The following is an 18536-nucleotide window of genomic DNA, read 5'->3' on the forward strand; positions in this document are numbered from 1 at the left end:
AGGCCCGGTTAGGCGATAAGCGCCTCTGGGTCAACGGGATACCGCGCGGCGAGGTCGGCCATCCGGGCGCAGTCGGTGGCATCGAGCGGGCCGCTCGCCCCGGGCCTGAACCTGCTGCGGAAGGCAGCCAGCAGGGTGTCGGGCGGCACATCGTCGGTATAGCCAAAGGCTCGCGCATCTTGGCAAAAGGCAGCCTCATCACTGGCGCCTGCCGCCTCTTCGGCCTCGCTCCACACCGCGAGGCCCTGCAGGGCGAGGCGGCGCCAGTCGAACCGCGGGCCCGGGTCGATCTTTCGGCCCGGGGCGATGTCGGAGTGGCCAAGCACCCGTTCAGGCGGCACGGCCCATCGCCCCATTATCCCCCCCACCAACGCTTCCACGGCCCGCATCTGCGGAGCTGCAAAGGGCTCGGTGGCGGCATTGACGATCTCGATGCCGATGGAGCGGGAGTTCACATCATCGCAACCGCCCCAGCGCCCTGCCCCCGCGTGCCAAGCCCGCGCGGCCTCATCGACCATTTGCCAGACGCCGCCTGCCGGGCTCACCACGTAATGCGCCGACACTTCGGCTTCGGGCGTGGCAAGGCGCTTCAGCACCAGATCGGTGTCGGGCATGGCGGTGTAATGCAGCAGCACGATATCGGGGCGTGCCCCGCCCCGGCGCTCACCCTGATTGGGCGTTGGATAGCTTTGGATCTTCACGCCGGGCTCTGGGGCCGACTCACCCCTTGGCGGCGCGGAAGGGCCGGGGATCCCAGCCACAGGCAAAACCGTCCCCGTCCGGGTCCATACCCAGCTTGTCACGCTTGGGGCCACCGGCCGCGAGGAAGGCCTGCTGGGCCAGCGCTGCGGAGGGCTGAGAGGCACAGGCGCGGTCAAATTTGCGCTGACTGGTAAAGCCGCGGCGATAGATTTTCTCGCCCGGCTGGTTTGTGGTCGACAGCGCGTATTGCGCCAGATTCGGCCCGGTATCCTGCGGGCGATCGGGAAGGGCCGTTACCGGCGCCTGCTCAAATTGCGCACGTTGCCGGGCAATCCTCTGGGCATCACTCTCAATCGACTCCCGCGACGAGACCGCCTCGAAAGACTGCTCATCGGAAATTCCGGCGCTGCCTGCAGTGCGCGGCGCGGCAGCGGTGCGCACCGGGGCGGGGGCAGCCGGGGTGATCACCGGCTGCGCGGTGGTGGGGGTGCGCCCGAGGGCCTGGTCAATCTCTGCTGCGGTTGGAGCCCCGGTCGCCGAAGGCGCAGCCGCCGACGGGCTTGCCGAGGCCGAGGCGACAGGCGCAGCGGGCGGCTGCACCGTTTGCCGCGAAGAAGTGGCCAGCGCCGTGTCGCGCCTGAGCTGCGACTGATAGCTGTCATAGTCGCCGAAGCCGACGCCCGAACCGCTATCAGGAATTGCCGGATCACAGGCCGCAAGGGCCAAGGCTGCACACAGGGGAAGCCACGCTCGCATGGGAAAGATCTCTGCTCTCTTTTTTGCCTATTGGGCCGGTTTTACCACCATTTGCCCGGTTTGGCCACAAAACCTGCGGCCTGCTCCAGCGCGTAGGCCGTGTTCAGCAAGTCGCCCTCTTCCCACGGGCGCCCGATAAGCTGGAGACCCAGCGGAAGGCCCTGTGTGCTGGTTCCGGTGGGCACAGCGATGCCCGGCAAACCGGCGAGGTTGACCGTCACGGTGAAGACGTCGTTGAGATACATTTGCACCGGGTCCGCCTCGGCCATCTCGCCCAACCCGAAGGCCGCGGAGGGGGTGGCGGGCGTCAGGACTGCGTCGACCCCTGCGGCAAAGACCTCGTCGAAGTCCTTCTTGATCAGGGCACGCACCTTGCGGGCACGGTTGTAGTAGGCGTCGTAGTAACCTGCGGAGAGCACATAGGTGCCCACCATGATCCGCCGCTTCACCTCGTCGCCAAAGCCCTCGGCGCGAGTCTTTTCATACATCTCCACGATGCCGTCACCCTGCGCCAACTTGGCCCGGTGGCCAAAGCGCACGCCGTCGTAGCGGGCGAGGTTGGAGGAGGCCTCGGCAGGGGCGATCACGTAATAGGCGGGCAGCGCATACTTGGTGTGCGGCAGCGAGATATCGCGGATCTCGGCCCCCGCAGCCTTGAGCATCTCGGTGCCCTCGGCCCAAAGTGCCTCGATCTCTTCGGGCATGCCTTCCATCCGGTATTCCTTCGGAATCCCGATCACCTTGCCCTTGATATCGCCCGTCAGCATTGCTTCGAAATCGGGCACCGCAAGCTCGGCCGAGGTGCTGTCCTTCGGGTCATGCCCGGCCATGGCCTGAAGCATGATCGCGCAGTCGCGAACATCCTTGGTCATCGGTCCGGCCTGATCAAGCGAAGAGGCAAAGGCGATGATGCCCCAGCGGCTTACCCGGCCATAGGTGGGCTTTAGGCCGGTGATCCCGGTGAAGGCCGCAGGTTGGCGGATTGAGCCGCCGGTGTCGGTGCCGGTCGCGGCAAGGCAGAGGTCGGCCGCCACGGCAGAGGCCGAGCCGCCCGAGGAGCCGCCGGGCGTCAGGGCCGCCTCATCGCTGCCGCGCCGCCAAGGGTTCACCGCGTTGCCGTAGGTCGAGGTCTCGTTGCTCGACCCCATGGCGAATTCGTCCATGTTGAGCTTGCCCAACATCACCGCGCCCGCGTCAAATAGCTGGCTGGTAACGGTGGATTCGTATTCCGGCTTGAAGCCGCCAAGAATGGCGGAGGCCGCCTGGCTCTCTACACCCTTGGTGCAGAACAGATCCTTGATGCCAAGCGGAATGCCGCACATCGCCGGGGCATCACCCGCGCCGATCCGTGCGTCAGCGGCCTTGGCCTGCTCCAGCGCAATCTCCGGCGTGTGGTGAACAAAAGCATTGAGCGCCCCTGCCCCCTCGATGGCCGAAAGGCAGGCCTCTGTGATTTCCACGCTCGTGGTCTCGCCCTTGCGCAGCGCGTCCCGCGCGCCTGCAATCGTCAGCTTGGTCAGATCGCTCATTATTCCACCACCTTCGGCACGGCAAAGAAGCCTTCGCGGGCATCGGGCGCATTGGCCAGAACGGCCTCGGGCTGGCTGCCATCCGTCACCACATCCTCGCGCCGCTTCAACCGTTGCGGGGTGACCGAAACCATCGGCTCAACGCCCTCCACATCCACCTCGGAAAGCTGTTCGATGAACCCGAGGATCGCGTTGAATTCGCCCGCAAGTGCAGGCAGGTCTTCTTCGGGCACGGCGATCCGGGCCAGATGCGCCACACGGCGCGCGGTTTCGGTGTCGATCGACATGGGGCGAAACTCCTATCGGCTGTCGACCGCCCGTTTATCGCTCGCGCCCAAGGGCTGCAAGCGGTGGACGCTGCCCCGGTGCCGCCCTAGGTTCGCCCGGAACGCAGATTGTGGAGACTCCCCATGAAACTTACCTGGCTTGGACACGGCGGCTGGAAACTTGAAGCCGAGAAGGCGGTGATCCTGATCGACCCCTGGCTGGACGGAAACCCTGTCTTCCCGGCGGAACGCAGAGACGAGGCGCTTGCGGGCGCAACCCATGTGTTGCTGACCCACGGTCACGATGATCACATCGCGGGCGTGCCGGAGATGGCGGCAGAGAAGGGCCTGCCTGTGTTTACCATGGTGGAGCTCGCCGGCCAGCTAGAGGGCGTGGAGGCCACCGGCTTCAACAAGGGCGGCACGGTGGACCTTGGCGGCGTCAAGGCAACGATGGTGCCCGCCTCTCACTCCACCAGCTACAACGGCGGAGCGGCTGGGACCGAGGTTGGCTATGTTCTGAGGGCCGAGGGCAAGTGCATCTACTTTTCCGGCGATACCGGGATCATGGCCGATATGGAATGGATCGGTGCCTACTTCGAGCCCGACATCGGCATCCTCTCCTGCGGCGGTCTTTACACAATGGACATGGAGCAGGCTGCGTGGGCGGCAAAGCGCTTCTTTGACTTCGAGATCGTCATCGCATCGCATTACAAGACCTTCCCGGCGCTGGCGCAGGATGCGGAGGTGCTGAAAAAGGGCCTGAAAGGTGTGGATGTTCTGGAGCCGGGTGTGCTTGAGGCAGTGGAGCTGTGAGCCTCTGCCCGTGTTTCCCGGTGACACCCTCCGGCCGTGGGGGTTTCACACCCCCACACCCCCGTGGAGATATTTAAAGCAAGAAAATGAACAAATTGGCCGTCACACCCGACGGTTGGCGAAGAATGCTCGCAACAACGCCGCGGCCTCTTCCTCGGCAATCCCGCCGATGATTTCCGGCGCATGATGCGATTGCGGGTGAGAAAAGACGCGGGCACCGTGATCCACCCCGCCCGACTTCGGGTCGGCCGCGCCATAGACCACGCGGGCAATCCGAGCGGCGGCGATGACGGCGGCGCACATCGCGCAGGGCTCCAACGTGACGTAGAGCACATGGCCCGGCAGCCGCTCGGAGCGGGCGGCGGCGCAGGCCTGCCGGATCACCAGCATCTCGGCATGGGCCGAAGGGTCCGCCAACTCGCGGGTGCGGTTTCCGGCGCGGGCGACAACCTCACCGCCCGGCGCAACCAGCACCGCGCCCACCGGCACCTCACCGCGCGCAGCGGCCGTGCGGGCTTCGTCCAGCGCGGTCTCCATATGGCTCGTAAAGGTCATGCCTCTCCCCTGCCCCGCGCCTGCGCCCTTGGCAAGCCTTTCGCGCAGGGATAGAGCGGGGCCATGGCAGAGAAACCTCCAAGCAAGACCCCCGCGGGCGACCGGATCGCCAAGGTGCTGGCCCGCGCCGGCCTTGCCTCGCGCCGGGAGGCGGAGAAGATCGTTGAAGCCGGTCGGGTGACTGTGAACGGCAAGCAGATCGACAGCCCGGCGCTGAACGTGACCGAGGCCGACAAGATCACCGTCGATGGCAAGCCGCTTGCTGCGCCCGAGCCACCCCGGCTCTGGCTCTACCACAAGCCAGCGGGCCTCGTGACGACGGAGCGGGACGAGAAGGGCCGCGAGACGGTTTTTGCCAACCTGCCGGAGGACATGCCTCGCGTGGTGAGCGTGGGGCGGCTCGACCTCAACTCCGAGGGCTTGCTGCTGCTCACGAACGACGGCGAGATCAAACGGAGGCTGGAGCTGCCCTCCACCGGCTGGGTGCGCAAGTATCGCGTGCGCCTGCACGGCACGCCGGAGGATGCGGATTTTGAGCCCCTGCGCCGTGGGCTTACCGTGGAGGGCGTGAAGTACCAGCCGATGACCATCACGCTCGATCGCCAGCAGGGCGCCAATGCCTGGGCCACGGTGAGCCTGCGCGAAGGCAAGAACCGCGAGATTCGCCGGGCGATGGAGGCGGTGAACCTCACCGTGAACCGGCTGCTGCGGGTATCTTACGGCCCGTTCCGGCTGGGAGACCTGAAGGCTGGCGCGGTGGAGGAGATCAAGGCGCGGGTTCTGCGCGACCAGCTTGGACTGGACCCGGAGTTCAAGCCAGCCCCCGCCCCGAAGAAAAAGCCCCAGCGCCGCCGCAGGTAGCCCGACAGAAACGCCGCGAAGCACGGATAAGCGCGACCGGGCGATCCATGCTGGCCCGCAGAAAATCATTCGCTTATAAGCGAAGATATGCGCCACGCGGGCGCGGGTGGGGTGAGATGTCTGGAGATGGTTTGCAGAAACTGAGCTACGCGCTGCTTTTGGCGCTGATGCTCTATGCCGCGTTCACTGGCGGGGGTGCCTGATGGCCCAGCGCTACGGTGGAAAGTTCAGCCCTGACGGCTCGCAGGCGGGCGATGACGATGTTCGCGCGGCCCCCGAAGCTCCCAAGGCCTCCAGCATGGCACCGAAGTTCGCAGGGGCCAGCCGGGCGCGGGCCGGGATGCGCTCCAATCTCATGTTCGTAGTGCCGCTGATCTTCTTCTGGCACGCTTTCACCTCTGATGCGAAAGGCCTCGCGCTCTATCTGGCGGCCGTGGGTGTGCTGATGCTCGCCGCATGGCTCACCCGCGAGGGCCTGAAGGCGCAGGACGCATGGGAAGCGCGCAAGGTCGCCCGCCGCCCCGGCATTCCGCGAAAGATTTTTGGCTCGGTGCTGACCGGCCTCGGCCTAGGAGTGGTTGGGCTTGCCGGGCATGGGCTGGTGGAGGCCATCATCTTCGCCGTGCTCGGCGCAGGGCTGCACAGTTTTGCCTTCGGGCTTGATCCACTGTCTGACAAAGGGATGGAGGGCATCGACCTGCGCCAGCAGGATCGTGTGGCCCGCGCTGTGGATGAGGCCGAGGCCCATCTTGCCGCCATGGCTGATGCGGTAAAGCGCGCGGGCGATCGCGGCGTGGCCGACCGCGTGGCGCGCTTTTCCGATACGGCCCGCACCATGTTTCGCACCGTCGAGGAAGACCCGCGCGATCTGACGGCAGCGCGCAAGTTCATGGGCGTCTACCTGATGGGGGCCAAGGACGCGACGGTGAAGTTTGCCGATATCTACAGCCGCAACGGCGATGCGCAGGCCAAGGCTGATTACCTCGCCCTGCTTGATGAAATGGAAGCCAATTACGCCCAGCGCACCGAGAAGCTGCTGCTGGATGACCGCACCGATCTGGACATCGAAATAGAAGTGCTGCGCGACCGTCTGCAGCGTGAAGGGGCACATTAAGCCCCGCGTAACAAGGAGATCAGGGACAATGGAACAGGAAGTTCACGCCAAGGCCAAAGAGACACTGGCGCAGGTTGAAGAGGTCAACGCCGTGGTGCTGCCCGAGCCGGTGGATGCCAACGCCGTGGTGCCGCTTGCCGAGGCCGACCCAGCCCTTTCGGCAGAGATCACCAAGCGCATGGGTGAGTTGGACATGTCCGACACCGGCTCCATCGTCAACTTTGGCTCCGCCGCCCAATCCGAGCTTCAGACGATCTCGCAGGCCATGCTGGCGGATGTGAAAAACAAGGACGTTGGCCCGGCGGGCGACGGGTTGCGCAAGATGGTCACCACCATTCGCGGCTTTTCCGTTTCCGAGTTGGACGTGCGCCGCAAGCGGAGCTGGTGGGAAAAGCTGATCGGCCGCGCCGCGCCCTTTGCAAATTTCCTCAGCCGTTTCGAGGACGTGCAGGACCAGATCGACAACATCACCAGCGAGCTTGAAGGCCATGAACACAAGCTGCTGAAGGACATCAAGTCGCTCGACGTACTCTATGAGAAGACCCTGAACTTCTACGACGAACTGGCGCTTTACATCGCCGCCGGCGAGGCCAAGATTGCCGAGCTGGATGCCACCACGATCCCCGCCAAGGAGGCCGAGGTGCAGGCCGCCCCCGAGGAAGAGGGCGTGATGAAGGCTCAAGAGCTGCGTGATCTGCGCGCCGCCCGTGATGACCTTGAGCGCCGCGTGCACGACCTCAAGCTGACGCGCCAGGTGACGATGCAAAGCCTGCCCTCGATCCGGCTGGTGCAGGAGAACGACAAGAGCCTCGTCACCAAAATCAACTCCACCCTCGTCAACACCGTGCCGCTCTGGGAAACCCAGCTGGCGCAGGCGGTGACGATCCAGCGCAGCGCCGAGGCCGCCGAGGCCGTGCGCTCTGCCAATGACCTCACCAACGAGCTGCTGACGCAGAACGCCAAGAACCTGCGCGAGACAAACGCCAAGATCCGCACCGAGATGGAGCGCGGCGTTTTTGATATCGAGGCAGTCAAGACGGCCAACGCCGAACTGGTGGCGACCATTCAGGAAAGCCTGCAAATTGCCGATGAGGGCAAGCGCAAGCGCGCCGAGGCCGAGGAGGAACTTCAGAAGATGGAGCACGAGCTGAAAGAGACGCTCGCCTCTGCCAAGGCCCGCAAGACCGGGCTGGGCGACGCGGCGGGCACCGCCGTTTCGGAAAGCTGAGAGGAGCCGCGCATTGCGCCGCATGCCAATGATCCCGAGAGTGGCAATGCTTATCGCCGCCCTCGCCCTTGCAGGGTGCGAGGAGGTAACCGGCCCGGTCACCTCTCCGACCCCGCCTGAACGCCCGGACCTGCCTGAACCGGGGCCAAAGGAGCGCTCCGAGGCGAGCCGAATCGCCTCCCGCCACTACGCCCGCGTTCAAGCCGATCTGCTGGCCCGTGGGTTGTTGCGCCGGGATGGCGGCGGCCCCGATACGCCGTTTTCTGACCGGCAACTGACCGAGAATTTTATCCGCATCGCGCTCTTTGATGAATATGTCTCCCGCGGCGGGGCGCTGATTGCCCACCAATCCGAATCCAGCCTGCGCCGCTGGCAACAACCCGTCCGCTTTGGCCTGCGCTTCGGTGAGAGCGTGCCCGAGGCCCAGCGCGCTAAGGATCGCGCCAACGTGGCCAGCTACGTGCGCCGCCTCGGCAAGGCAACCGGCCATCCGATGTCCATGGGCACCGGCAATGGCAACTTCACCGTCTTGATGCTGAACGAAGACGAACGCGCCGCTATCGGCCCCGAGTTGCAGCGGCTGGTGCCAGGCATCGACCGTGCCGCCATCCGTACCATCGAGAACCTCCCGCGCGACACGCTCTGCCTCGTCTTTGCCACCACCACCGCCACCAGCTCTGTCTACACCCGCGCCGTGGCGATCATTCGCGCCGAACACCCCGATCTGCTGCGCCTGTCCTGCATTCACGAGGAACTGGCGCAGGGGCTGGGGCTTGCCAATGACAGCCCCGAGGCCCGCCCCTCGATCTTCAACGATGACGAAGAATTTGGCCTGCTCACCACCCATGACGAAATGCTCCTGCGCATCCTCTACGACAAGCGCCTTGAGCCGGGCATGACGGCGCTGGAGGCCAAACCGATCGTCAAGAAGATCGTTGCCGAGGCGATGGGGGGCCGGGTTTGATCGCACGGTTGCTGCGGCGACCGGGCTCGTCGCGCCACTTGTCAGCCGGATCGAAACCCCTGATCCTCTCGGCACTGCTCTGCTGCCTTGCGCCCCTGCCTGCTCTGGCCAACAGCGCCTGCGAGGGCGACGACGCCACCCGCCTGACACCTTCGCTGGCCGCGCAGGCGACTGACTGCCGGGTGGAAGGCATCCTCTCCCCCATCCTTGGAGGAGCAACACTTTATACCAACAATGCCGAGAGCCCTCGCGCCTTGGCGCAGGTGCCAATCGCACGGGGCGTGCGACTTCTGCGCAGCTTTCTCTGGCAGGGGCAGCGGGTGTTTCTGCTTGGTCGCCCGCCTCAAACGCCATCTGTGCCGCGCGCCTCGGGATCCGTCATCGACGCGCCCGCTCACTTGACCCTCGACACCGGGAACATCCTCGCCACCCATCTCGAAAATGGCGGCGCATTGAATCGCCCCAAATCACACGACGCGGCCCTGCTCATCACGCCCCAGTACAAACCGCAGGAGAGTTTTTCGGACCGGATGTGGGCGCGGTTCCTCGGTGAACCAGAGCAGAGCCCCCTTGCAAGCCTCGCCCGTAAGGCTCCAGGCCCCATGGTGATGCTACCACTGGGCGCGGGGCGTGAGGTGCCTTCGGCTCTGGCGCTCCTGCCTCACCCGCCCCCACCAGGCCTGCTCACCGCCTTTGGCCTACCCGACATGGGCAGCGGTGCCACCTTCCTTGCGCCGCCCCCCGCGACGCCAAACCCCTAGCACCCCACCCGCGCCGCGATAGGCACTGGCCAGCACTGGCTCGTTGGCTATAGTCACCGCATTAACTTTTCAGGAGGCCGCCATGGGCATTCTCGATTTTCTCTCAGGCGAATTCATCGACGTCATCCATTGGACAGACGACACCCGCGACACGATGGTCTGGCGCTTCGAGCGCTATGGGCACGAAATCAAATATGGCGCAAAGTTGACCGTCCGCGAAGGGCAGGCAGCGGTGTTCATCCACGAAGGCCAGCTGGCCGATGTGTTCTCTCCCGGCATGTACATGCTGGAAACCAACAACATGCCGATCATGACCAAGCTCCAGCACTGGGACCATGGCTTCCAGTCGCCGTTCAAGAGCGAGATCTATTTCGTTAACACGACCCGCTTCAACGACAACAAGTGGGGCACCAAAAACCCGGTGATGCTGCGCGACCCCGAGTTCGGCCCGACCCGCATTCGGGCCTTCGGCACCTATTCGGTAAAGGTCTCCGATCCGGCCCTCTTCATGCAAGAGATCGTCGGCACCGACGGCGAGTTCACCTCTGACGAGATCACCTTCCAGATCCGCAACATCATCGTGCAGGAAGCCTCCCGCGTGATGGCCGGAAGCGGCATCCCGGTGCTCGACATGGCCGCCAATACCCGCGACATGGGCAAGCTCATCTCCGCCGAGGTCAGCAAGACGCTCTCCGAATACGGCATGATCATCCCCGAGCTCTATATCGAGAACATCTCCCTGCCCCCCGCCGTCGAGGAGGTACTCGACAAGCGCACCTCCATGGGCGTGGTCGGGGATCTGGGCAAATACACCCAGTTCGCCGCAGCCGAAGCGATGAGCGCCGCCGCCGCCAACCCCGGTGCTGGGGGCAATGGCATGGGCGCCGGCCTTGGCATGGGTATGGGCATGGCAATGGCCAATCAGATGGGCGCCGCGATGAACCCGCAGGGCCACGCCCAGCAGCCCCAGCCCGGCCCTTGGGGCTCCCCGGCCCATGGCACCGCCATGCCCGGCGGCCAGCCCGGCTATGCCCCCGCGCCAACCCACGCCGCGCCCCCGCCCCCGCCGCCCCCGCCGGTCGAGAAGCTTTGGCACGTGGCCGCCAACGGCGCCACCGAAGGCCCGTTCTCCAAGGCTCGCATGGGCCGCATGGTGCAAGAGGGCAGCCTGACCCGCGACAGCACGGTCTGGACCGCCGGTCAGGATGGCTGGCTGAAAGCAGGCGACATCCCAGAGCTGGCCCAACTCTTCACCATCCTCCCGCCGCCCCCGCCGCCGGGGGTGTGAGGCACCGGCTCAGCATCGCGTGAACGAAACAGCGCCGCGCCCATACCGGCGCGGCGCTTGCAGTTGAAGGACCAGCCCGATGCCCCGCCCCACCAGCTACTCCCGCCTGCAGGTCATCCTCCACTGGCTGGTGGTCATCCTCATCATCGCAGCCTTCCTGCTCTCCGACCAGATGGACGACTGGGAAGACATGCCCGCAGACGCCGCCCTGCCCCTGCATGGCATCATTGGCCTCACCGTCTTCTTCCTCATGCTCGCCCGCCTCGCCCTGCGGCTCTTTCGCGGCGCGCCACCCCCGCCCGAGGCCGATCCCGCGTGGCAGCAGCGTGTGGCCGAGCTCACCCACTGGGCACTCTACGCTCTGGCCATCGCCACGCCGTGGTCGGGCGGCTTCGCCTTCTACCTGCGCTGGGAAGAGGCCGCCGACGTGCACGAGCTGCTCAAGACCCTGCTGCTGCTCACCGCCGCCGCCCATACCGCTGCCACGCTCTACCACCAGTTCATCGTGAAAGACGGTCTGATGGCGCGGATGGGGCTGCGCCGCCCTTAGCCCCCTAGCACCCACCGGCCCCTTCCCGTAACCTGCTGCCAAAGCATTCTGACCCAGACGCGATTTTCATGACCGACAGCCAATCCTCCGCCACCGAAGAGCACCGCTTCCCCTGCCCCGCCTGCGGCGCAGACATGCGGTTTGACCCGACCTCGGGCGCGCTGATGTGCGACCACTGCGGCCACCGCGAGGAGGCGGTGGATGAAGACCAGGCCGCGCCTGCCATCACCGAGTTGGACTATGAGGCCGCGCTGAGGGCGCAACTGCCCGAAGCGGAGATGGAGGAAACCCGCGTTCTGCAGTGTGACAGCTGCGGCGCGCAGGTGGAGTTCGACGAGCACGACCACGCCACCGAATGCCCCTTCTGCGCGACCCCGATCGTTACCGACACCGGCACCCACCGCCACATCAAACCCAAGGGCCTCGTCCCTTTCGCTCTGAAGGAAGAGCAGGCGCGGGATGCGATGAACGAATGGCTCGGCAAGCTCTGGTTCGCGCCCGGGGGCCTTCAGCAGTACGCCCGCAAGGGCCGCCGGATGCAGGGCATCTACGTGCCCTACTGGACCTATGACGCCGACACCAAGAGCCGCTACACCGGCATGCGCGGGGTGTATTACTACGTCACCCAGACGGTCATGCGGGATGGCAAGCCCGAGCAGCGCCGCGTTCGCAAGATCGCATGGACCCCGGTTAGAGGCCGGGTTGCACGCTGGTTTGACGACGTGCTTGTGCTCGCCTCGCGCAGCTTGCCGAAAAAGTACACCGATGGCCTGCAACCGTGGAACCTCACCGGGCTGGAGCCCTACGCCCCCCACTTCCTCGCCGGTTTCCGCGCTGAAGGCTATCAGGTGGAACTGCCTGAGGGCTTCGAAGAGGCCAAGGGCATCATGGAAGCGCAGATCCGCCGCGATGTGCGCTTTGACATCGGCGGCGACCAGCAGAAGATTGCCTCGCTCAGCACCGACATGAGCGACATCACCTTCAAGCACATTCTGCTGCCGGTCTGGCTGGCAGCCTACAAGTACAAGGGCAAGAGCTACCGCTTTGTGGTCAACGGCCAGTCGGGCAAGGTGCAGGGTGAGCGGCCCTGGTCGGCCTGGAAGATCGCTTTTGCCGTTGTGCTGGGCCTGATCGTGGCCGGGGGCATTGGCTACGCCGTGGCGATGAGCCAGTAGGCGAGTGCTGGCATAGGGCAAGACCCGCCCCGCGCCAGCCTCTTGCGCCATGCCCCCGCTATCGGCTAGAGCCAATGCAAACAAGGCACCGTTAGCGGTAACGGCGCGAGTGGAGGACCATCATGATCATTTGCGCGGGCGAGGCCCTGATCGACATGCTGCCCCGCGAAGCTGCGGGTGGTGAGGCGATGTTTCTGCCTGTCTGCGGCGGCTCGGTCTTTAACACGGCGATCGCCCTCGGGCGGCTCGGTGCCGAGGCCGGGCTGGTTTCGGGCGTCTCGACCGATATGTTCGGCGCGCAGCTGGTCGAGGGGCTCACCGCCTCCAAGGTCACACCCCATCTGCTGATGCGCTCGGATCGCCCCACCACGCTGGCCTTCGTCCGGCTCACCAATGGCCAGGCCGAATATGCCTTTTTCGACGAGGGCAGCGCCGGCCGGATGATCCGCGTCAAAGACCTTCCAACTTTGCCACGCACCGCCAAAGCCGTGTTCTTCGGCGGCATTTCCCTTGCCGTAAAGCCCTGCTGTGACACCTATTTTTCCCTCATGAAGCGCCACTCCAAGAGCAAGCTCATCATGATGGACGTCAACGTCCGCCCCGATTTCATCCCCGACGAGGCCGAGTATCGCGCCCGGACCGAGGCCATGCTCGCCCATACCGACATCCTCAAGCTCTCCGATGAAGACCTCGCGTGGATGTTCGGCGATGCCGACCCATCGGTCCATGCAGAGGCGCTTTTGGCCAAGGGGCCCAAGATGATTTGCGTCACCGAAGGGGCCAAGGGCGTGACCGCCTACACGGCCTCGGGCGCCCACACCGTGCTGGCCGAACGGGTTGAGGTGGTCGACACCGTTGGTGCGGGCGATACCTTCAACGCTGGCTTGCTCGCCGGGCTCGACCGGGCCGGGGCGCTCTCGAAATCGGCACTGGCAGAGGGGCTGCCCAAGGAGGTGGTTATTGAAGCGCTGCGCCTTGGCACCCGTGCTGCCGCCGTCACCGTGCAGCGCGCTGGCGCAAACCCGCCCTGGGCCGCAGAACTGGCATGAGGGCGCTGCTGCAGCGGGTGCTGGAGGCCTCCGTCACCGTCGAGGGCGAGCGGATTTCGCAGATCGGGCCGGGGCTGTTGGTGCTGGTTTGCGCAATGGAGGGCGACAGCGAGGCCGAAGCCGAAAAGCTGGCCGCCCGCATTTCCAAGCTGCGGATCTTTCAAGATGAGGCGGGCAAGATGAACCGCGCCCTGACCGATATTGGCGGCGAGGCGCTTGTCGTCAGCCAGTTCACCCTCGCCGCTGATACGCGGCGCGGCAACCGCCCCGGCTTTTCCGCTGCTGCGCCACCCGAAGTGGGCCGCGCCCTCTATGAACATTTTGCCGATGCGCTGGCGGCGCTTGGCGTGCCGGTGCAGCGGGGCCGCTTTGCAGCAGATATGAAGGTGGCGCTGGTCAACGACGGTCCAATCACCATCTGGCTCGATACCGAGGGTTGAACCCGCGCCCTGTAGGGGCTAGGTAACGGCTTGTTATAACATAACGGCCCCCATATGCCCCGAACCACCGGCTTCGCCCCGCACGATCACCGCGCCTGCATCACCGGGGCCATCGCCGCCGCTGAGCAGGCCTGCGCGGCGCGTGGAGCGCGGCTGACCCCCGTACGCCGCCGCGTCCTCGAAATCCTGCTCGAAAGCCACAAGGCGCTCGGGGCTTACGATGTGCTCGAAAGGCTCGCGGCCGAAGGGTTGGGAGACAAGCCTCCGGTGGCCTATCGCGCGCTAAACTTCCTGACAGAACAAGGCTTTGCGCACCGCATTGAGCGGCTGAACGCCTATATCGCTTGCACCCACCCCGAGGCGGGCGAAAACCATGAGGCGGCCTTTCTCATTTGCCGCGACTGTGGCCTCGTCGCCGAAGCGCCGGCCACAGAAGCGCCTTTGGCCGCCGATGCCAAGGGCGCGGGTTTCACTGTGGAAGACGCCGTGGTGGAAGCGCGCGGCCTTTGCCCGGCCTGCCAGACGGGGCGTGAGGCATGACGGCCTTGATCGAGGTTCACGACATCACCCTCAAGCGCGACGGGCAGACGGTGCTCGCCGGGGTCTCTGCCGAGTTTGAGCCGGAGGAAATCACCACCATCGTCGGCCCCAACGGCTCGGGCAAAACAAGCCTTCTGAAGTCCCTGATCGGCGAGCTCGCGCCAGCCTCCGGCCAGATCACACGTGCGCCCGGCCTGCGCGTTGGTTACGTGCCCCAAAAACTCGCGCTGGACCCGACCCTCCCGATGACGGTCGCCCGGTTTTTGTCGCTGCCTCGCCGCGTCAGCGCCGATGCCCGCAGTCGCGCCTTGCGCTTTGCCGAAGTCACAGCGCTTGAGCACCGCCAATTGGCCGACCTCTCAGGCGGCCAGCTTCAGCGCGTATTGCTGGCCCGCGCTCTTCTGGCCGAGCCGCAAATCCTGCTGCTCGACGAGCCGACCCAGGGCCTCGACCAACCCGGGCAGGCCGCGTTTTACCAACAGATCGAACATGTGCGCGACAGCATTGGATGCGCTGTTGTGATGGTCAGCCACGAGTTGCACGTGGTGATGAGCGCCTCGGACAAGGTGATTTGCCTCAACGGCCATGTCTGTTGCGAAGGCACCCCTGAGGTGGTGCGCAATTCTGCCGAATATCGCGCGCTCTTCGGCCCCGGCACCCATGGCGCGCTGGCCCTCTACCGCCATGAGCATGACCACTCTCACGACCACGGGCATGACCATGCCCACCCGCACGATCATGAGCACGCCAAGGGGCACGATCATGCCCATTGACACGGCCCAACGCTCCGCCTCATCTCTCCGCACAGGCACATCGCGCCGCTATGCTTGACGACTTTCTCATCCGTGCTGCCCTCGCCGGGCTCGGCGTGGCGCTAGTGTCCGCGTTGCTCGGCTGCTTCGTGCTCTGGCGGCGCATGGCTTATTTCGGCGACGCCACCGCACATGCCGCCCTGCTGGGCGTGGCGCTTTCGCTCGGCTTTGGTATTTCCATCCCGGTCGGTGTTGCCGCCGCCGCCCTCGCAATGGGGCTGGCCATCGGCACCCTCTCCGGCCGCCGCACCGGCACCGATACCCTGCTCGGAGCCCTTGCCCACTCTGCCCTCGCGGCGGGGCTGCTGGCGGTGGCGCTGATCCCCGGCGGCGCCCGGCTTGACCTTGAAGCCTATCTTTTCGGCGATATTCTCGCCGTCTCTCGCAGCGATCTCGGGCTTATCTGGGGCGGTGCCGCACTGACGTCAGCGGCGTTGCTCTGGCGCTGGCAGGCCCTTTTGATCACCGTGGTCTCGCCCGATCTCGCCCGCGCCTCCGGCATCAACCCGCGACGCGAGAACCTGCTGCTGGTCTTCGCTCTCGCCCTCACCGTGGCGGTTGCGATCAAGGTTGTCGGGGCGCTGCTGATCACCGCCCTGCTGATCCTGCCTGCCGCCGCCGCCCGCCCGCTAGCCCGCACACCCGAGGCCATGGCCGCGCTTGCGGTGGTTATCGCCGCCTGCTCCGCCCTCGGCGGGCTGCGCCTCTCCTATCAGTGGGACAGCCCAACCGGCCCCACCATCGTGTGCACCGCCGCCGCCTTCTTTGCCCTCACCGCAATGGCCCGGCCTCTGCTCCAACGGGTACGATGAGCGGCTGGTTTACCGCTGCCGCCACCGCCCGTCTCTTTGGCCCGGGCGGCCCCGTGCCACTCGGCCCACCCGCATCCCAGAGCAGTGAGGCCGACCTCCTGTGCGCCGCACTCGACGCGGCCCCAAGGGCCACCTTTCGCCTCGCGCCGCCCACCTTGCACCTCGGCGCACCGGAGCCCGTGCCCGCGTTTGAAACCCTGTCCGGCGGCACCACCGGCCGCCCGCGCCACATCCGACGCACGCAGGCCAGCTGGATTGCCAGCTTCGAGATCAACCGCGCTGCGTGGTCCCTCGGCCCCAACGCCCGGATTGCCACCCTCGGAAGCCTCGCGCATTCTCTCACGCTCTATGGCGCCCTTGAGGCCCTGCACTGTGGCGCCGAGGCACATCTGCTCCACGGTCTTCGGCCCGATCGCCAGCAAGCGGCGCTGGTCGCGCGCGCGATCACCCTGCTCTGGGCGACCCCCTCGCAAATCCGCCTGCTCACCGGGCCACCCGCGCCCTCCGTCACCCGGCTCCTCATCGGCGGCGGCGCGCTGGATGCCGCCAGTGAGGCCAAGGCACGCGCCCTCTTCCCCGAGGCGCAGCTACACAGCTTCTACGGTGCAGCCGAAACCAGCTTCATAACAATTGACGGTGCCCCCTACCCCGGCGTCACACTCGACATCCGAAACCCCGGCCCGGATGGCGCTGGGGAAGTCTGGGTGAGGAGCCCCTACCTCTTCGAAGGCTATGGCGGTACGCCAGACCCGCAGCGCGATGCCAGCGGCTTCACCACAGCGGGCGAGCGTGGCCGCCTTACCAATGGTCTGCTGTCCATCGTGGGCCGTGCCGACCGCGCCGTGCGGATCGCCGAACAGACGGTGCAACTTGAAGCGGTCGAGGCCGCGCTCCTCGCGCTGCCCGGCGTTACCGAGGCCGCCGTGATTGCGCAGCCCGATGCCAAGCGCGGCAACCGTCTTGTCGCCGCCTACAGCGGCACCGTGGCGCCCGAGGCCCTCGCTCTTACCGCCCTGCCGCCGCTGGCCCGACCGCGCAGCCTCACCCAAATCGCTCCCGAAGATTGGCCCCGCCGCGCCTCCGGCAAGACCGACCTCGCCGCCGTTGCCGCCCGCCTGCAAGCCGATGAGCAAAGCGAAGAGGCCCGCCGCACCGAAGAGCGCAGCGATGAGGCAACTGGATGAGCACTGCGCCCAAAGCCGTCATCATCGCGGCCCGCCGCACTCCCGTTGCGCCCCGCGGCGGGGCCCTCGCCCGCATCGACGCGCCAGAGCTCGCCGCCCATGCGGCGCGCGCCTGCCTTTCCGACACGGGCCTTTCTACGGATGATATCGACGAGCTCATCCTCGCCAACGCCCTTGGCGCTGGCGGCAACCCGGCCCGCGTGGCGGCTCTGGCCGCTGGCCTGCCAGACCGTGTCGGCGGGCTCACCATCGACCGGCAATGCACTGGCGGGCTGGACGCGATCACGCTCGCCGCCAGCCTGATCGAAACCGGCCGCGCCCGCGTCATCCTCGCTGGCGGGTCCGAGAGCTTCTCGCGCCGCCCCATCCGACTTGCCACCGATCCCGACGGCGGGCCGCCGCAGCCCTACCTGCGCCCCCGCTTTTCACCGGACCCGGCCCGTGACCCTGACATGGCCGAGGCGGCTGACGCACTTGCCATTCCGCGTGCCGCGCAAGATGCGTTTACGGCTGCCAGCCACGCCAAGGCTCTCGCGGCCGCGCCTCTGCCCGAGATTGCGCCGCTCGCGGGGCTGGCGACAGATCCCTACGGCCGCGCGCTGTCGCCCCGCCTGTTGGCCCGCGCCAAACCGCTCGCAGGGAGTATCACGCTGGCCAACACCGCGCCCGAGGCAGATGGCGCCGCCCTGCTCCTCGTCACTACCGAGGAACACGCCCACGCACTGAAGCTTCCAGCCGTAGGCATCGGGCCATCCGCCATGCGCGGGGGCGCCCCCTGCCAGCCCGGCCTCGCCCCCGTCGACGCCATCCGCGCGGTGCTCACCGAGGCGGCGTTGTCGCCGGCGCAGATCGACCATTTCGAACTGATGGAAGCCTTCGCCGCTCAAGCCCTCGCCACGCTCTCGGCCACCGGCCTGTCCGAGGCCCACACCAACCCGCAGGGCGGCGCGCTGGCGCGAGGCCACCCGATTGGCGCATCCGGCGCGTTCTTGGCCTGCCGTCTGTTTCACGCCCTCAGCGCACCCAACGGCCCGTCCGTCGGGCTCGCCGCCATCGCCGCGGCAGGCGGGCTTGGGAGCGCTGCGGTCTTCCGCCGTCTGTAACCACGCGCCTTGCCAGCTTGCCCGGTGACGG

The 18536-nt window shown here is 66.4% G+C and carries 21 protein-coding genes; 16 read left to right on the plus strand and 5 right to left on the minus strand.

The features are described from left to right. Positions 1–8: 8 nt before the first annotated feature. From ACXAG6_RS16790 to gatC, 4 genes are all read right to left on the minus strand, one after another. Entirely contained in the window at positions 9–701 is a 693-nt protein-coding gene (locus ACXAG6_RS16790; RefSeq protein ID WP_475338971.1) for an N-acetylmuramoyl-L-alanine amidase, read from the minus strand. Between the two features lie 19 nt (positions 702–720). After that, a complete protein-coding gene (locus ACXAG6_RS16795) occupies positions 721–1428 on the minus strand; it encodes a hypothetical protein (protein ID WP_475338973.1) in 708 nt (235 codons plus the stop codon). A 71-nt stretch (positions 1429–1499) separates the two neighbouring features. Further along, entirely contained in the window at positions 1500–2987 is a 1488-nt protein-coding gene (gatA, locus tag ACXAG6_RS16800; protein ID WP_475338975.1) for an Asp-tRNA(Asn)/Glu-tRNA(Gln) amidotransferase subunit GatA, read from the minus strand. Further along, entirely contained in the window at positions 2987–3274 is a 288-nt protein-coding gene (gatC, locus tag ACXAG6_RS16805) for an Asp-tRNA(Asn)/Glu-tRNA(Gln) amidotransferase subunit GatC (RefSeq protein WP_475338977.1), read from the minus strand. The genes gatA and gatC overlap by 1 nt, the downstream gene beginning before the upstream one ends. A gap of 123 nt (positions 3275–3397) precedes the next feature. Between gatC and ACXAG6_RS16810 the strand changes: the two genes are divergently transcribed. Next, the gene (locus tag ACXAG6_RS16810) at positions 3398–4069 is read left to right on the plus strand and encodes a metal-dependent hydrolase (RefSeq protein WP_475338978.1); all 672 of its coding nucleotides are present in this window, start codon (positions 3398–3400) and stop codon (positions 4067–4069) included. Positions 4070–4171: 102 nt separating this feature from the next. Here ACXAG6_RS16810 and ACXAG6_RS16815 read toward each other — a convergent pair whose 3' ends face one another. After that, positions 4172–4624 (minus strand): nucleoside deaminase, encoded by a 453-nt coding sequence (locus ACXAG6_RS16815; RefSeq protein ID WP_475338980.1) that lies wholly within the window; start codon positions 4622–4624, stop codon positions 4172–4174. A 63-nt stretch (positions 4625–4687) separates the two neighbouring features. Here ACXAG6_RS16815 and ACXAG6_RS16820 point away from each other — a divergent pair, with 63 nt between their 5' ends. The 15 genes from ACXAG6_RS16820 (at position 4688) to ACXAG6_RS16890 (ending at position 18505) form a co-directional block, all read left to right on the plus strand. After that, the gene (locus ACXAG6_RS16820) at positions 4688–5485 is read left to right on the plus strand and encodes a pseudouridine synthase (protein WP_475338981.1); all 798 of its coding nucleotides are present in this window, start codon (positions 4688–4690) and stop codon (positions 5483–5485) included. Between the two features lie 202 nt (positions 5486–5687). Next, positions 5688–6599 carry a 5-bromo-4-chloroindolyl phosphate hydrolysis family protein gene (locus ACXAG6_RS16825; RefSeq protein WP_475338983.1) on the plus strand — a complete coding sequence of 304 codons (912 nt, stop codon included), beginning with the start codon at positions 5688–5690 and terminating at the stop codon, positions 6597–6599. A gap of 28 nt (positions 6600–6627) precedes the next feature. Then, complete coding sequence (locus ACXAG6_RS16830; protein WP_475338984.1) at positions 6628–7827, plus strand: toxic anion resistance protein; 1200 nt, start codon at positions 6628–6630, stop codon at positions 7825–7827. Between the two features lie 46 nt (positions 7828–7873). Beyond that, positions 7874–8791, plus strand: a complete 918-nt coding sequence (locus ACXAG6_RS16835) for a DUF2927 domain-containing protein (RefSeq protein WP_475339079.1) — start codon at positions 7874–7876, stop codon at positions 8789–8791. Between the two features lie 38 nt (positions 8792–8829). Continuing rightward, a complete protein-coding gene (locus ACXAG6_RS16840; protein WP_475338986.1) occupies positions 8830–9552 on the plus strand; it encodes a hypothetical protein in 723 nt (240 codons plus the stop codon). An 82-nt stretch (positions 9553–9634) separates the two neighbouring features. Further along, positions 9635–10840: an SPFH domain-containing protein gene (locus ACXAG6_RS16845; RefSeq protein WP_475338987.1), complete on the plus strand. Its 1206-nt coding sequence runs from the start codon at positions 9635–9637 to the stop codon at positions 10838–10840. Between the two features lie 79 nt (positions 10841–10919). Continuing rightward, a complete protein-coding gene (locus tag ACXAG6_RS16850) occupies positions 10920–11390 on the plus strand; it encodes a cytochrome b (protein WP_475338988.1) in 471 nt (156 codons plus the stop codon). 68 nt (positions 11391–11458) lie between these two features. Beyond that, positions 11459–12565: a TFIIB-type zinc ribbon-containing protein gene (locus ACXAG6_RS16855; protein ID WP_475338989.1), complete on the plus strand. Its 1107-nt coding sequence runs from the start codon at positions 11459–11461 to the stop codon at positions 12563–12565. A 122-nt stretch (positions 12566–12687) separates the two neighbouring features. Further along, complete coding sequence (locus tag ACXAG6_RS16860) at positions 12688–13614, plus strand: carbohydrate kinase family protein (protein ID WP_475338991.1); 927 nt, start codon at positions 12688–12690, stop codon at positions 13612–13614. Further along, positions 13611–14054, plus strand: a complete 444-nt coding sequence (dtd, locus tag ACXAG6_RS16865; protein ID WP_475338992.1) for a D-aminoacyl-tRNA deacylase — start codon at positions 13611–13613, stop codon at positions 14052–14054. Before ACXAG6_RS16860 ends, dtd begins: the two co-directional genes overlap by 4 nt. A gap of 54 nt (positions 14055–14108) precedes the next feature. Then, complete coding sequence (locus ACXAG6_RS16870; RefSeq protein ID WP_475338993.1) at positions 14109–14594, plus strand: transcriptional repressor; 486 nt, start codon at positions 14109–14111, stop codon at positions 14592–14594. Beyond that, complete coding sequence (locus tag ACXAG6_RS16875; protein ID WP_475338995.1) at positions 14591–15367, plus strand: metal ABC transporter ATP-binding protein; 777 nt, start codon at positions 14591–14593, stop codon at positions 15365–15367. The genes ACXAG6_RS16870 and ACXAG6_RS16875 overlap by 4 nt, the downstream gene beginning before the upstream one ends. Before the next feature lie 50 nt (positions 15368–15417). After that, positions 15418–16218, plus strand: coding sequence for a metal ABC transporter permease (locus tag ACXAG6_RS16880; RefSeq protein WP_140015028.1), 801 nt, complete (start codon positions 15418–15420; stop codon positions 16216–16218). Continuing rightward, a complete protein-coding gene (locus ACXAG6_RS16885; protein ID WP_475338996.1) occupies positions 16215–17402 on the plus strand; it encodes an AMP-binding protein in 1188 nt (395 codons plus the stop codon). The genes ACXAG6_RS16880 and ACXAG6_RS16885 overlap by 4 nt, the downstream gene beginning before the upstream one ends. Further along, complete coding sequence (locus ACXAG6_RS16890) at positions 17399–18505, plus strand: thiolase family protein (RefSeq protein WP_475338997.1); 1107 nt, start codon at positions 17399–17401, stop codon at positions 18503–18505. Before ACXAG6_RS16885 ends, ACXAG6_RS16890 begins: the two co-directional genes overlap by 4 nt. The last annotated feature ends 31 nt before the right edge of the window (positions 18506–18536 follow it).

This window comes from Vannielia sp. ABF1_015 (assembly GCF_056160745.1).

What these genes read in the sequence shown, in the direction of transcription:
- gatA (WP_475338975.1), bottom strand. Translation starts at nt 2,987, where the DNA reads ATGAGCGATCTGACCAAGCTGACGATTGCAGGCGCGCGGGACGCGCTG.
- gatC (WP_475338977.1), bottom strand. Translation starts at nt 3,274, where the DNA reads ATGTCGATCGACACCGAAACCGCGCGCCGTGTGGCGCATCTGGCCCGG.
- ACXAG6_RS16810 (WP_475338978.1), top strand. Translation starts at nt 3,398, where the DNA reads ATGAAACTTACCTGGCTTGGACACGGCGGCTGGAAACTTGAAGCCGAG.
- ACXAG6_RS16815 (WP_475338980.1), bottom strand. Translation starts at nt 4,624, where the DNA reads ATGACCTTTACGAGCCATATGGAGACCGCGCTGGACGAAGCCCGCACG.
- ACXAG6_RS16820 (WP_475338981.1), top strand. Translation starts at nt 4,688, where the DNA reads ATGGCAGAGAAACCTCCAAGCAAGACCCCCGCGGGCGACCGGATCGCC.
- ACXAG6_RS16825 (WP_475338983.1), top strand. Translation starts at nt 5,688, where the DNA reads ATGGCCCAGCGCTACGGTGGAAAGTTCAGCCCTGACGGCTCGCAGGCG.
- ACXAG6_RS16830 (WP_475338984.1), top strand. Translation starts at nt 6,628, where the DNA reads ATGGAACAGGAAGTTCACGCCAAGGCCAAAGAGACACTGGCGCAGGTT.
- ACXAG6_RS16835 (WP_475339079.1), top strand. Translation starts at nt 7,874, where the DNA reads ATGCTTATCGCCGCCCTCGCCCTTGCAGGGTGCGAGGAGGTAACCGGC.
- ACXAG6_RS16845 (WP_475338987.1), top strand. Translation starts at nt 9,635, where the DNA reads ATGGGCATTCTCGATTTTCTCTCAGGCGAATTCATCGACGTCATCCAT.
- ACXAG6_RS16850 (WP_475338988.1), top strand. Translation starts at nt 10,920, where the DNA reads ATGCCCCGCCCCACCAGCTACTCCCGCCTGCAGGTCATCCTCCACTGG.
- ACXAG6_RS16855 (WP_475338989.1), top strand. Translation starts at nt 11,459, where the DNA reads ATGACCGACAGCCAATCCTCCGCCACCGAAGAGCACCGCTTCCCCTGC.
- ACXAG6_RS16860 (WP_475338991.1), top strand. Translation starts at nt 12,688, where the DNA reads ATGATCATTTGCGCGGGCGAGGCCCTGATCGACATGCTGCCCCGCGAA.
- dtd (WP_475338992.1), top strand. Translation starts at nt 13,611, where the DNA reads ATGAGGGCGCTGCTGCAGCGGGTGCTGGAGGCCTCCGTCACCGTCGAG.
- ACXAG6_RS16870 (WP_475338993.1), top strand. Translation starts at nt 14,109, where the DNA reads ATGCCCCGAACCACCGGCTTCGCCCCGCACGATCACCGCGCCTGCATC.
- ACXAG6_RS16875 (WP_475338995.1), top strand. Translation starts at nt 14,591, where the DNA reads ATGACGGCCTTGATCGAGGTTCACGACATCACCCTCAAGCGCGACGGG.
- ACXAG6_RS16880 (WP_140015028.1), top strand. Translation starts at nt 15,418, where the DNA reads ATGCTTGACGACTTTCTCATCCGTGCTGCCCTCGCCGGGCTCGGCGTG.
- ACXAG6_RS16885 (WP_475338996.1), top strand. Translation starts at nt 16,215, where the DNA reads ATGAGCGGCTGGTTTACCGCTGCCGCCACCGCCCGTCTCTTTGGCCCG.
- ACXAG6_RS16890 (WP_475338997.1), top strand. Translation starts at nt 17,399, where the DNA reads ATGAGCACTGCGCCCAAAGCCGTCATCATCGCGGCCCGCCGCACTCCC.